We start from the raw sequence: 12,639 nt of genomic DNA on the forward strand, positions 1-12,639 counted from the left end.
GCGTCGGCCCGGGGCGGTCGTCGTCGAACGCCGAACGGCCCTCGGGGTCAGGCGATTCGGGCGGCTTCGAAGCGTTTCATGCGTTCGAGGACGAGGTCCGACGTGGGGGCGAGCATTTCGTCGACGATTCGGCCGTCGGCGAGGAAGAGCACTCGGTCCGCGTAGGACGCCGCGTTGGGGTCGTGCGTGACCATGACGATCGTCTGGCCGCTGTCGCGCACCGAGGCGCGCAGGAAGCCGAGCACCTCGGCGCCCGAGCGCGAGTCCAGGTTGCCGGTCGGTTCGTCGGCGAAGATGATCTCCGGCTTGCTCGCCAACGCCCGGGCACACGCCACGCGTTGTTGCTGACCACCGGACAACTCGCTGGGACGATGCTTGAGCCGATCCCGTAGGCCGACCGTGTCGATCACGTTGTCCAGCCACGCCGGATCCGGCCGCACGCCCGCGATGTCCATCGGCAGCGTGATGTTCTCCAGCGCGGTCAGCGTCGGCAGCAGGTTGAACGACTGGAAGACGAAGCCGACCTTCTCTCTGCGCAGCAGCGTCAACTGCTTGTCGCTCAGCGAGGACAACTCCGCGTCCCCCAACCGGACCGAGCCCGCCGAGATCGAGTCCAGGCCGGCCATGCAGTGCATCAACGTGGACTTGCCGGACCCGGAGGGGCCCATGATCGCGGTGTACTCGGCCCGCCGGAAGCCGACCGAGACGCCGTCGAGCGCGATCACCTGCGTCTCACCCGTGCCGTAGACCTTGGTCAGGTCGGTGGCGACGGCGACGAGCGCGCCGTTCGTCCCGACGCCCGCGTTGGGTTCGGTGGCGGTCAAGGGGGCCTCTTTCGTCGCGATCGGATTCGATGCGGCGAGGATCCGGACCCGGGCGACCACGATCACCGGGAGACGATCGGCCCGAGCGGACTCTCGACCCGGTGGTCCTACCCGGGGTTCGCCGGACGAATGCGGGATTTCCCCTGCTCAGCCGCCCCAAAACACTCATTCGGCACCATCCGCACTGCATGCGGACAGGTCGCCTCCGGTCGCTCTCCGCAATCGAACAGGCCGGCGGAAGAGCTCTCGGAGGCCCGGAAAACTCGGGGGTCAACTCGGTGCGCCGGTGCCGCTACGCTCAGCATCGCCCCCGGATGGTGGAACGCAGACACGAGGAGCTTAAACCTCCTTGGCCGCAAGGTCGTGCGGGTTCGAGTCCCGCTCCGGGGACCAAATGGTCAGGGCTCTGACCTGCAAGGACGCTCGTTTCAAGATCGTTTCCGTCGACAATGTTGCGGGCTTGTCGGCGGCCACGCGATTCAAGATCATTCCCAGTCACCCCCTGTGCATCGTTCGGAACCGCGTTCCGGAGGAGTCCAGGGCTGCGACTCTCGATAGAAATCTCGATCGGTTCCATCGCGAAAACAATCGCTGACGCATCAGCGGGCTCACCCATGGACACGCTGGGTGTCCGACCCTCGGTCTGCGAGGGTGTGCGAGGTCGCCGACGCGGGTCGCTCCGGGGTGGTGCCAAGCGAACGGAGCGCGGCTCGGGCCGGGTCGGCGCCCTCCGGGGCGGCGACGGCCGCACCGGCGCAACCCGGTCCGCCGACCGACGATCTCCACGCACTTCCGCCCGCCGGTCCGGGGCGAGGCAGCCACGTTCGAGGCGGTCTCGCGCACCGACGCGACGGCATCGGCGGCAAGCCCGGCTCGGCCGTCGCCGCGACGGCGCTCGGGCCCGAGGTCGGACGCTCCGGGCGGCACGCACTTCCCCACTACGGCGGCGGCCACTCCCGGCCGCTACGACTCGCGGCGCCGGTCGGCGACCTCGGCCGGGTCCCGTCGGATTGCCGAGGCCACGACGTCCTTCTCCTCGACCGTCCGACCCGCGAGCAGTCGGGCCACGGTCGCGCGGAGCAATCACCGGCTCCGCGAGATGAGACGACCCCGGTTATCCGGCCCGGACGTTGATGGACCAGCGCTGGTCGGCGCCGCCGTGACAGCCCCATTGTCCGGCCGCGTCACCGTCACCGGTCCCCCACGAGAGTATTTCAAGACATCTGCCGGAGTGCACATTCCTTATCTTCCGGCCGGCGTTTCCCGATAACACGTCCTGCCAATGTTGTGTCTCCGATCCATTGCACGTCCACTGGTTCGCGGGCGTCCCGTCGTCTGTACGATCGTCGCGAATCTCCAAGCACAACCCGGAATTCCCGTTGGCGATTTCGTAGCCGGTGGAGGCGCGTCGTGCCCACCGGTTCTGCGTGGTCGAAGGGTTGCAGTCCCACTGGTTCGCGGGTGCTCCGTCGTCGATACGATCGCCGCGAATCTCCAGGCATCGATATGAGAATCTGCTCTGAATCGTGTGCCGCTTCCCGTCGGTGAGGCCATACGGGATGCTTTGCGAGGACGGGGGTGGATCCGCCGCGGCGGGGTGGTCATGGTCACGGCCGGGACGAGGATGCCCAGCGCGCCGATCAGGGCTCGCAGGATCGATGGCTTCATGAAACTCATTTGGTTTCGCGCCGGATCATTTATCAGGTATTAATGCTGCGGTAGGGCGATTTCGGCCAAGCGCGGTCGAGGGTGTGGCCGTCGGCGGTGACGAGGCGGAACGGGTGAGCGAATGTGGGTGTCGGGCCTCGGCCGTGACCGGATCCCGGGGTCGATCGACACGATGACCATGGCGCCGCGGGCGGCCCTGTCATGTGGCTCGCTGGTGAGGTCGTCGTGTCTCGGGGCGGTGGGGCCCGGTGGTCCGGGGCGCGGGCCGGATGACCTTGCGGGCTCGCCCGACAGCCCTCGCGCGCGCGGGTAGCGGGGGACCGTCGGGCGGACGGCGGTCGGCCTCTCGATGGATTCCAGCCGACTTTTCATGACCGGACAGTGACCACGGGCACAAAACGCGTGTCCGGACACGTTGTACGGGAAGTATGGAAGCCCCAAGCGCTTTACTTGGGGATTACTCTCTTAAGCCAGGACCCCCACCCCGGGGGCATGGAGGAGATGACATGAGGAGCAGCAACCCGGTGCTCACGCGGCGGGGGGCGTTCGAGACCGGCCGGCAGGAGCAGGCCGGTTACGGAGCGCCGCAGCCCGGGCCGCAGGGCGCCCCGTACGGCGGGCCGCAGCAGCCGCCGATGCAGCCGATGACCCCCGAGCAGCTTCAGGAGATGTACCGGGCGCAGTCCGCCGGTCCGCTCCAGACCGGCCGGATGACGATCGACGACGTGGTCGCGCGTACCGCGATGACGCTGTTGACGGTCGTCGTCACCGGCGCACTGTCGTGGGCCTTCCTGCCGTTCGAGAACTTCGGCTGGGCGGTCGGTGCCGCGCTCGCGGCATTCGTCGTCGCGATGATCGTGACCTTCAAGCGTGAGGTCAGCCCCGCCCTGGTGCTGACCTATGCCGCGCTCGAAGGTGTGTTCCTCGGCGCGATCAGCCACGCGTTCGAGCAGCAGTACAGCGGCATCGTGGTGCAGGCGGTGCTCGGTACGGCTGCCGTCTTCGTCGGCGTACTGGTGGCGTACAAGTCCGGCTGGATCAAGGTGACGAACCGCTACGCGCGGATCGGCATGGCGATCGCGATCGGCTTCGTGCTCCTCACTTTCGTCAACCTGCTCGCGATCCTGATCGCCGGTGGCGACGGTCTCGGCTTGCGCAGCGGGCCGCTCGGCATCGTGATGGGCATCCTCGGCATCCTCATCGGCGCCTTCTTCCTCTCGCTCGACTTCAACGAGATCGAGCAACTGGCCGCCCAGGGTGTGCCGCAGCAGGAGTCGTGGCGGGCCGCGTTCGGTCTGACTGTGACCCTGGTGTGGATCTACATGGAGGTCCTGCGCCTGCTGTCGATCCTGCGGGACTGACACAGCGCCGCATGACGGCCTGAAACGCGAAGTGGCGGTGCCCCGGCGAAGGGGCACCGCCACTTTTGTGTGCGCGAAGCCGCGCGGAGATGCGTGGAGATGCACGAAGATCTGCGGAGATCGGCGGAGTCGGGTGCGGTCAGCGTGGCAGGGGTCTTCGGTGGTGGATCGGTGGCGCGGCGGCCTCGGGGCGGGGGATCAGCTCACTCCACCCGGCGCGTGCCGGCGGCGGTCGTGCTCGCGGACGATGGCGAGGGCGTGCCCGTGTCCGAGGTTGTGCTCGCCCTGGAGCCAGGAGACCCGGTCCTCGAACCGGGAGAAGGCCGGACCGGCCTCGATTTCCTTGAACCAGTCGGGGAGTTCGCGGCCGGTGCAGGCGGGCACCCGGGCCACGAGGTTCCGGTGGGTCTCTTCGGAGAAGTGCAAGGACATAAGCGCCTCCGGTGAGCGTTCCGTTACCCGAGCGTGCATGACGGGCGAACGGTTGGCAAGCGGTCGAAGCCGACCCGCACGCGGTGTGCGCAATGGGTACGCTCCGGTTATGTCGTCCCGCATCCCCATCCCCCCGGTCGGGAAACCGTCCGCTTCCCTCACGGTTGACGTGGGCCCCTTCGTGAAGGAGTCCGGCGCGGTCGCCGATCGGCTTCGGCACCTGTCCGAGGCCCGGTTGAAGGCGCCGCTGACGGCTCGTCAGGAGACGGCGCCGAGCCGGGCCGGTGCGGCCCTCGCGTTGGCCCAGTGTCTGGCCGACCTGGCGGCCGCGGTCGAGGGCGAGCCGCTGCGCGAGGTACCGGACCTGGGCGTGTTCGTGGTGGGCGATCAGGTCGCGGTGACCTCCGGCGATCTCGCGTCGGCGCTGGCGCCGTTGGTCGAGGAACACGCGCTGATCCTGCAGGACGGCGAGCCGACGACGGCCGGTGACGTGGTGCGTCGGGCGCGGGAGATGGTGCGCGAGTTGTCGTCGGCGATCTGAGCGACACGCGGTGCCGGGAGTCGTGCCGCTCGGCGGGGGATTGCCGACCCGCCCTAGGCCGGCGGGCGCACGTACAGGCGATCGGCCAGCGCGTACGTGGTGTCCTCGTCCAGGCCGAAGGTCAGTGTCCAGCCGCCGCCGACCTCGGAGGTGCCGAGCAGGCGCACCGGCCGGCCCAGGGACAACGCGACGTCGATCAGCGACGCGGCCTCCGGGTCGCCCGGCATCACCACCAGCGAGCTGCCGTCGGCGAAGTCGAGCACGTCCAGCCCGCCGCCGCCGGGTGAGCCCGTGCGCACACGCGTGATCGGGGTGCCGCCCGCGACCAGGCCGGTCAGGTAGCCGCCGGTGAGGTGGGTGGGCAGCAGCGGGGTCAGGTTCTCCGACGGGTGCGGACGTCGGCCGCCGTCGTGGTCGCCCGAGTCGCCCGGGTCCGGCAAGTCGTCGCGTCCGAGCCCGGGAACGGTCAGCGGTGGTCGTTCGGCGTCTCGGCTGCGGAAGAGATGATCGACGAACGCCTGGTCCCAGATCTCCGCGGTCGCACCGGCACGGCGTCGCCGGGACAGTCGGCGCACGACGGTGGTCACCGCGACGGCGCACGCGGCGGTGAGCAGGACGGGGACGATGTAAGCGTTCGGCATGACGTGATCCGCAACCCTTGGCCAACCCGAGGAACAGCTTCCTTCATCCAGGGTCGCGCCGTCGGCGGCCGGCCGCCAGAGCGTGACGTCCCGACCGGGCGGGACCTTGGGCCGACCCGTTCGAGTGAAGTGCGGCGAAGCCCGCCCGGGGATGTCCGGACGGGCTTCGCGTGGCTTGGTCTCGTCTTGCCGGTGGTACCGCCGGTGCCGCTAGCTGAGGCGTTCGAGCACCATGGCCATGCCCATGCCGCCGCCGACGCACATGGTCTCCAGGCCCCACTGCTTGTCGTGCCACTGCAGCGAGTTGATCAGGGTGCTGGTGATCCGCGCGCCGGTCATGCCGAACGGGTGGCCGATCGCGATCGCGCCGCCGTTGACGTTGACCTTGTCCAGGTCGAAGCCCAGGTCGCGGTAGGAGGGGATGACCTGTGCCGCGAACGCCTCGTTGATCTCGACCAGGTCGATGTCGGCCGAGGTCAGGCCGGCTCGGGCCATCGCGATCCGGGACGCCTCGACCGGGCCGTAGCCCATGATCTCCGGCGACAGGCCGGACACGGCGGTGGAGACGATCCGGGCGAGCGGGGTCAGGCCCAGTTCGCGCGCCTTGGTGTCGGACATCACGATCACCGCGGCGGCGCCGTCGTTGAGCGGGCAGGCGTTGCCCGCGGTGACCGTGCCGTCCGGGCGGAAGACCGGCTTGAGGCCGGAGATGCCCTCCAGCGTGGTGCCCGCGCGCGGGCCGTCGTCCTTGCTCACCACGGTGCCGTCGGGGAGCGTGACCGGGGTGATGTCCTTCGCCCAGAAGCCGTCCGCGATCGCCTGCTCGGTGCGGTTCTGCGAGCGGACCGCGAACTCGTCCTGCTCGGTCCGGGAGATGCCCTTGTGCTGGGCCAGGTTCTCGGCGGTGAAGCCCATCCCGATGTAGACGTCCGGGAGCACGCCCTGCTCGCGCGGGTCGGACCAGGTCGAACCCTTCTCGACGGTCTCGACGGTGCGGGCCGCGGCGTCGGCGAAGAGCGGGTTCTTGGTGTCCGGGAGCGAGTCGCTGCTGCCCTTGCCCCGGGTGCTGGTGACCATTTCGACGCCGGCCGAGATGTAGGCGTCGCCCTCGCCCGCGCGGATCGCGTGCATCGCCATGCGGGTGGTCTGCAGCGACGACGAACAGTAGCGGGTGATGGTGGTTCCGGGCAGGTGGTCGTAGCCGAGCATGACCGCGACGTTGCGGCCCATGTTGAAGCCCTGCTCACCACCGGGCAGGCCGCAGCCCAGCATCAGGTCGTCGATGTCCTTGGGGTCCAGCGCCGGGACCTTGTCCAGGGCGGCGCGGACCATGAGCGCGGTCAGGTCGTCCGACCGCAGGTCCTTCAGGGAACCCTTGAAGGCGCGACCGATCGGGGAGCGGGCGGTGGCGACGATGACTGCTTCGGGCATCGGGACTCCTTGTTGGTCTTTGCGGCCGTCGGTACGAGGACCCCGCAGGGACTCTCGTCGGTGCGGAAGCGCAACTGACGCTGAAGTTACTGCCTGGTAGTCGAAAGTGGGAGGGGTTGATCATGCGACCTGCCCCACGCCGTAACTGACGCCCAGTCAGATTTCTTCGGCCACATTACCCCGGGTGCCCTCGACCGGGGTTGGCGCAGTCCGCTCGATCTTCGAATCACCCTCGTCGGCGGCATCCGGGTCGGCGTCCGGATCCACCGTCGCGGGGGTGGGGATCTGCTGCCGGCGGCGGTGGCGCAGCAGTGCCCACCGCCCGCGCGGGCCGCGCTCGCGGCCGCCGACGTCGGTGCCGGTCACCTCGGTGCCGCCCTCGGCCGCGGCCTCGATCGCGGCCTGGGCGATCGGCAGCACGCCCTCGCCGCGGAAGCTGTCCGGGCTCACCTCGTCCAGCGGCCACAGGTCCAACGCGGCGCACACGGACGGCAACGAGGCCATCGCGGCGGTCGCGTATCCCTCGATCGAGGGATGGAAACGATCCGGGCCGAACATCGCCTTGGGCCGGGCCAGGAACTCGGGCCCCAGCAACGAGCCGAGCGAGACGGTACGACCGCCCGCCTCGACCACGGCGATGGTCTGAGCGGCGGCCAGGTTGCGGCTCCACTGCCGGGCCAGGTAGCGCAGCGGTTGGGCGATCGGCTCGATCGTGCCCAGGTCGGGGCACGTGGCCACGACCACCTCGACGCCGGAGGCGATCAGCCGGCGGGTGGCCTGTTCGAGGTGGCGCACCGACTCGGCCGGGCGCATCCGGTGGGTGACGTCGTTCGCGCCGATCATGATCATGACCACGTCGAGTTCGTGCCGCAGCGCGAGGGTGACCTGACGTTCCAGGTCCGAGGACTGGGCGCCGGAGAGCGCGACGTTGACCAGTCGTACCGGCACCTCGGCGACGGCGGCCAGGCCGGAGGCGAGCAACGCGCCGGGGGTCTGCATCGGGTCCTCGACACCGAGGCCGGCGGCGGTGGAGTCGCCGATCACCGCGAACGTGATCGGCTCGCCCGGCAGGTCGCCGTACATGCCGTCGGCGGTCGGCGGTTCGCCGTCGGGCTCGCCCACCGTGCGGCGGGCCATCCTCGCCTCGGTGTACAACACCGCGAACATCGCCCCGGTCAGCACTCCCACGCCACCGCCACCGAAGGCCGCGGCGGCCGCCACCCGACGGGCCATCCGAGTGCGCATCATCGCCGGGTACCGCGGCCGGCCGTCGTGTACAAGACCTCGGGCTCCTCCCCGTCGCGAACTCCACGCCGACCCTAACCGACCGTCAGGTTCGTCGGCGGCCGGCGAGGCGCGGTGCGGCGTGCGGCGAGGGTGCGGCTCCCGGCCGTGATGCCCGGTCCGGCGCGAAAGCGCCGACTAGGCTGGGACAAGCGCAATGTGAGGATTTTGGGCCATCCGGCCCCGGCTGATGCGCACTCATGGCGGAGGTTCCGTGCGGTACCACGAATCCATGCTCGACCTGATCGGGGACACCCCCCTCGTCAAGCTCAACTCCGTCACCTCGGGGTTGTCGGCGACGGTGCTGGCGAAGGTCGAGTACTTCAACCCGGGCGGCTCGGTCAAGGACCGGATCGCCGTGCGGATGATCGACGCGGCGGAACAGTCGGGCGCGTTGCGTCCGGGCGGCACGATCGTCGAGCCCACCTCCGGCAACACCGGAGTCGGGCTGGCGATGGTGGCGCAGCGTCGCGGCTACAAGTGTGTGTTCGTCTGCCCGGACAAGGTCAGCATGGACAAGATCAACGTCATGCGGGCCTACGGCGCCGAGGTGGTGGTCTGCCCGACCGCGGTGGACCCCGAGCACCCCGACTCCTACTACAACGTCTCGGACCGACTGGTGCGCGAGACGCCCGGCGCGTGGAAGCCCGACCAGTACTCCAACCCGGAGAACCCGCAGTCGCACTACCTCTCCACGGGGCCCGAGTTGTGGGAGCAGACCGACGGTCGGATCACCTGCTTCGTGGCCGGCGTCGGCACCGGCGGCACCATCTCCGGGACCGGGCGTTTCCTCAAGGAGGTCTCGAACGGCGGCGTGCGCGTGGTCGGCGCCGACCCGGAGGGCTCGGTGTACTCCGGCGGCAGCGGCCGGCCGTACCTGGTCGAGGGGGTCGGCGAGGACTTCTGGCCGACCGCGTACGACAGCGCCGTGCCGGACGAGATCATCGCGGTGTCCGACCGCGACTCGTTCCTGATGACGCGCCGACTCGCCCGCGAGGAGGGCCTGTTGGTCGGCGGCTCGTGCGGGATGGCGGTGGTCGCGGCGCTGCGTGCGGCCGAGCGGCTCGGGCCGGACGACGTGGTCGTGGTGCTGCTGCCGGACTCCGGCCGGGGCTACCTCAGCAAGATCTTCAACGACGAGTGGATGGCCGACTACGGCTTCCTGGACGCGGACCCGAACGTGGCCACCGTGGCCGACATCCTGGCCCGCAAGCAGGGCGACCTGCCCGCGCTGGTGCACGTGCACCCGGAGGAGAGCGTCGGCGACTCGATCGCGATCCTGCGCGAGTTCGGGGTCAGCCAGATGCCGGTGGTCAAGCCCGGCGCGGGGCACCCGGACGTGATGGCCGCCGAGGTGGTCGGCTCGATCGCCGAGCGCGACCTGCTGGACGCGCTGGTGTCCGGCCAGGCGTCGGCGGGCGACCCGTTGGAGAAGTTCATGTCCGCGCCGCTGCCGGTGGTCGGCTCGGGCGAGCCGATCGCCCGGCTCGCGCGGGTGCTGGAGCAGGCCGACGCGGCGTTGGTCCTGGTGCACGGCAAGCCGCAGGGTGTGGTCACCCGGCAGGACCTGCTGGGTCACCTGGCGGGCTGAGTCGGGCGTGTTTCGCCACCGGGGCGGCGACGTCACCGGATCGGTTCGTTCCGGACACGCCCACGTAGTCGATGCGTAACACCGCCTCGACACCGTGGGGGTTCGGCGGGGACGGACCGCGAGGGGACCGCTCCGGTGGCGAGAGGCGGTAGGGACATGACGGCGATTGCGATGCGGGGCCGGGCCCGGCTCACCGTGGTGAACGCGACCGGCGCGGGCGAGTGGCCGTCGCACGTACGGGTACGGGTCGCCCGCGCCCAAGACGCCGCGCGGGTGCGCGCGATGCACGAGCGGTGCTCGCCGGAGACCCGCCGATTGCGCTACTTCACCTCGGCGCCGCGGCTGCCGGAAAGCGCGCTGAACCGGTTGCTGGTGCCCGAACACGGGGTGAGCCTGGTGGCGGTCGCGCCCGACGGCGCGATCGGGGCGCTGGCCACCCTCTTCCACCCGGCGGCCGAGCCGGTCGCCGAGGTGGCGCTGTTGGTCGAGGACGGATGGCAGCGGCACGGGCTCGGGACCACGCTGCTGCGCTCGCTGGTCGAGCACGCGGCCGTGCGCGGGGTGAGCGACCTGCGGGCGCACGTGTTGCCGTGGAACCGGCGGATGCTCGCCCTGTTCGACCGGGCCGGGCTGGTCAGTCGGCGCGGGTACGAGGACGGCGTGGTGCTGGTGCGGGCCGAGGTGCCGGCGGGGGTGCTCACGCCGGGGCGCTGCGCCTGATCTGCGGGTGGGCGCGGCTACAAGGGTGGAGTTTGCCTCAGAGGCAAGTTAATTGCCTCTCTGGTCAACGCCTGCCTAACCTCGAAGCATGGTCGCTTCACCAAGCTACGACACCGACGAGCCGGAATCGACATCCGCCGAGACGGTACCGACCGGACTCGGCGATCGATTGCGCGCGGCTCGTCGAGCCAACGGGTTCAAGCTCGACGAGGCCGCGCGACTGACCAAGCTCTCCGTCGCCTATCTCTCCCGGCTCGAACACGAGCGCCGGCAGCCGTCGTTGCCCGCGCTGTTGACCCTGGCCCGGGCCTACAACACCACCGTCTCCGAACTGCTCGGCGAGGACAGTGCCTCGGCCGAGCCGGTGGTCCGGGCGCGCGCCGCCGAGCCGGTCGAGGCGCACGGCTGGACCTACTGGCGCGTGGGCAGTCCGCGCCGCGGCATGCAGGCGCTGCGGGTGCGGGTGCCGGCGGGCCGGGCGGACGGGCCGGGGCGGGTGCATCCGGGCGAGGAATGGCTGTACGTGCTGACCGGTCAGCTCCGGTTGACCCTGGACGGGGCCACGCATCTGCTCGCGCCCGGCGACGTGGCGCACTTCGACTCGGGCCTGGCGCATCGGATGGAATCCGCCGACGCGTACCTGCCGGTCGAGTTTCTGATGGTGCACGCGGCGCCCGCGTTGGTCGCGTTCTCGCCGTGCCTCCCTACGCATGTCTGAAGAGGAGTCGTCGTGATGGAGAGCGAGAAGAGCCGGGCGACCGGGATGTGGATCCGGATCGCGATCTACATCCTCGGATTCTCGGTCGTGTTCGGGGCGCTGATGTTCACCGCGGTGACCTACGGCCACCGCTGAGTGCGCGGCGCGTCAGCGCGCCGGCGGTCGGGCGCGGGCCCGTAGGCTCGCGCTCATGGAAAACGCGACTTCCACCGACTCCACGACCCGCTACATCCGGCTCAACCTCGAAATCGTGCTGGAGGTCACCGACGCCGACGCGCTGCGGGCCGCTGCGCTGGACAGCGTCAAGGCGGACGAGGAGCTGTCACCGGGCGACCGGGCCGACGCGACCGCCGCGATCGAGAGCGACCTGGCCGAGTCGGTCTCGTACCTGATCGACCCGTTCAGCCTCGTCGAGGACATCGCCGGCACCGAGCTGAGCGAGGCCGGCTGGCAGTCCGAGGGGGCCGAGTACCTGCCCGAGGACGACGACGAGGACGCCGAGGACGCCTGACGTCCCGACGGTTCGTGTCCGGGGTGAGGACCGGGCGCGGCCCCGACCTGTGCAGACCCGTACGCATTTTCGTTCCGCACGCCCCGCGAAGCCTCGGCTTTGCGGGGCGTCGATCGTTGGCGGTGGGGGTTCGCTCGGGGAGTGCGGGGGCGCCCGGCGCCGGCGTACGGCGCAGGCGCCTGTCCCCGCAGGGGTGAACCATGGGCCAACCGGGCGGTCGGGCGTTGCTCGGTGGCGGGGGGCTTCGTTGTCCCACGTGCCGCATCCGTTCGTGCGGCACTGTGACATGGAGGAAGAATGAACACGGTCAAGAAGGCGGCCTTCATCACCGCCGCAGCCGGTGGCATCCTCGCCGCGGGCATGGGTGCTGCCAACGCGAGCTCCGACGCGGACGGTGCGGCCGTCGGGTCGCCGGGTGTCGTCTCCGGGAACAACATCCAGGTGCCGGTGCACGTCCCGCTGAACCTGTGTGGCAACAGCGTCAACATCGTTGGCCTGGTGAACCCGGCGTTCGGGAACGTTTGCCTCAACCAAGGCTGAGGTTGCACGTGTGGGGCGCTGTGCCGGGTGGCCGGTGCGGCGCCCTTTGGCGTTCTCGGGTTGTGTATTCGGGCCTCATGCGCCGGCCGGGCTGGGTTCGCCTCAAACGCCGGCGAGGCTGTTTCGCCTCAAGCGCCGGCCGGGCTGGTTCGCCTCAAACGCCGGCGGGGCTGGGTGGCCTCAAGCGCCGGCGGGGCTGGGTGGCCTCAAGCGCCGGCGGGGCTGGGTGGCCTCATGCGCCGGCCGGGCTGGGTTCGCCTCAAACGCCGGCGAGGCTGGTTCGCCTCAAGCGCCGGCGGGGCTGAGTGGCCTCAAGCGCCGGCGGGGCTGTTTCGCCTCAAGCGCCGGCGGGGCTGGGTGGCCTCAAGCGCCGGCCG

Annotated in this window: 14 protein-coding genes and 1 tRNA gene; 9 read left to right on the plus strand and 6 right to left on the minus strand. The window is 70.3% G+C overall.

Going from position 1 to position 12,639, the window contains the following annotated elements; translation table 11 throughout:
* Positions 1–47: 47 nt before the first annotated feature.
* A complete protein-coding gene (locus tag ABZ374_RS09045) occupies positions 48–824 on the minus strand; it encodes an ABC transporter ATP-binding protein (RefSeq protein ID WP_360308466.1) in 777 nt (258 codons plus the stop codon).
* 308 nt (positions 825–1,132) lie between these two features.
* Here ABZ374_RS09045 and ABZ374_RS09050 point away from each other — a divergent pair.
* Positions 1,133–1,217: transfer RNA gene (locus tag ABZ374_RS09050), tRNA-Leu, on the plus strand.
* 721 nt (positions 1,218–1,938) lie between these two features.
* Here ABZ374_RS09050 and ABZ374_RS09055 read toward each other — a convergent pair.
* Positions 1,939–2,484 (minus strand): RICIN domain-containing protein, encoded by a 546-nt coding sequence (locus tag ABZ374_RS09055; protein ID WP_360308878.1) that lies wholly within the window; start codon positions 2,482–2,484, stop codon positions 1,939–1,941.
* A 514-nt stretch (positions 2,485–2,998) separates the two neighbouring features.
* Here ABZ374_RS09055 and ABZ374_RS09060 point away from each other — a divergent pair.
* Positions 2,999–3,853: a Bax inhibitor-1/YccA family protein gene (locus ABZ374_RS09060; protein WP_360308469.1), complete on the plus strand. Its 855-nt coding sequence runs from the start codon at positions 2,999–3,001 to the stop codon at positions 3,851–3,853.
* Between the two features lie 198 nt (positions 3,854–4,051).
* Here the strand turns inward: ABZ374_RS09060 and ABZ374_RS09065 are convergent, their stop codons facing one another.
* Entirely contained in the window at positions 4,052–4,285 is a 234-nt protein-coding gene (locus ABZ374_RS09065) for a DUF4287 domain-containing protein (RefSeq protein WP_161360502.1), read from the minus strand.
* 169 nt (positions 4,286–4,454) lie between these two features.
* Between ABZ374_RS09065 and ABZ374_RS09070 the strand changes: the two genes are divergently transcribed.
* A complete protein-coding gene (locus ABZ374_RS09070) occupies positions 4,455–4,826 on the plus strand; it encodes a hypothetical protein (RefSeq protein ID WP_360308473.1) in 372 nt (123 codons plus the stop codon).
* Positions 4,827–4,879: 53 nt separating this feature from the next.
* Here the strand turns inward: ABZ374_RS09070 and ABZ374_RS09075 are convergent, their stop codons facing one another.
* The 3 genes from ABZ374_RS09075 to ABZ374_RS09085 form a co-directional block, all read right to left on the minus strand.
* Positions 4,880–5,467, minus strand: a complete 588-nt coding sequence (locus ABZ374_RS09075; RefSeq protein ID WP_360308476.1) for a hypothetical protein — start codon at positions 5,465–5,467, stop codon at positions 4,880–4,882.
* 210 nt (positions 5,468–5,677) lie between these two features.
* Positions 5,678–6,898, minus strand: coding sequence for an acetyl-CoA C-acetyltransferase (locus tag ABZ374_RS09080; protein WP_360308479.1), 1,221 nt, complete (start codon positions 6,896–6,898; stop codon positions 5,678–5,680).
* 156 nt (positions 6,899–7,054) lie between these two features.
* Positions 7,055–8,131: an SGNH/GDSL hydrolase family protein gene (locus tag ABZ374_RS09085; RefSeq protein ID WP_360308482.1), complete on the minus strand. Its 1,077-nt coding sequence runs from the start codon at positions 8,129–8,131 to the stop codon at positions 7,055–7,057.
* A gap of 265 nt (positions 8,132–8,396) precedes the next feature.
* On the opposite strand from ABZ374_RS09085, the gene ABZ374_RS09090 reads away from it, so the two are divergent.
* The 6 genes from ABZ374_RS09090 to ABZ374_RS09115 all read left to right on the plus strand — a co-directional run bounded on the left by ABZ374_RS09090 (position 8,397) and on the right by ABZ374_RS09115 (position 12,262).
* Positions 8,397–9,773, plus strand: a complete 1,377-nt coding sequence (locus tag ABZ374_RS09090) for a cystathionine beta-synthase (RefSeq protein ID WP_360308485.1) — start codon at positions 8,397–8,399, stop codon at positions 9,771–9,773.
* Between the two features lie 156 nt (positions 9,774–9,929).
* On the plus strand, positions 9,930–10,493 hold the full coding sequence (locus ABZ374_RS09095; protein WP_360308488.1) for a GNAT family N-acetyltransferase: 564 nt from the start codon (positions 9,930–9,932) through the stop codon (positions 10,491–10,493).
* 88 nt (positions 10,494–10,581) lie between these two features.
* Positions 10,582–11,211 (plus strand): XRE family transcriptional regulator, encoded by a 630-nt coding sequence (locus ABZ374_RS09100; RefSeq protein WP_360308491.1) that lies wholly within the window; start codon positions 10,582–10,584, stop codon positions 11,209–11,211.
* A gap of 12 nt (positions 11,212–11,223) precedes the next feature.
* Positions 11,224–11,346 (plus strand): hypothetical protein, encoded by a 123-nt coding sequence (locus tag ABZ374_RS09105; protein ID WP_268812492.1) that lies wholly within the window; start codon positions 11,224–11,226, stop codon positions 11,344–11,346.
* 55 nt (positions 11,347–11,401) lie between these two features.
* Positions 11,402–11,722, plus strand: a complete 321-nt coding sequence (locus ABZ374_RS09110) for a hypothetical protein (protein ID WP_360308494.1) — start codon at positions 11,402–11,404, stop codon at positions 11,720–11,722.
* Between the two features lie 297 nt (positions 11,723–12,019).
* Complete coding sequence (locus ABZ374_RS09115; protein WP_360308497.1) at positions 12,020–12,262, plus strand: chaplin; 243 nt, start codon at positions 12,020–12,022, stop codon at positions 12,260–12,262.
* Positions 12,263–12,639: the final 377 nt, after the last annotated feature.

This window comes from Embleya sp. NPDC005971 (assembly GCF_040629175.1).
Classification (GTDB): Bacteria; Actinomycetota; Actinomycetes; order Streptomycetales; family Streptomycetaceae; genus Embleya.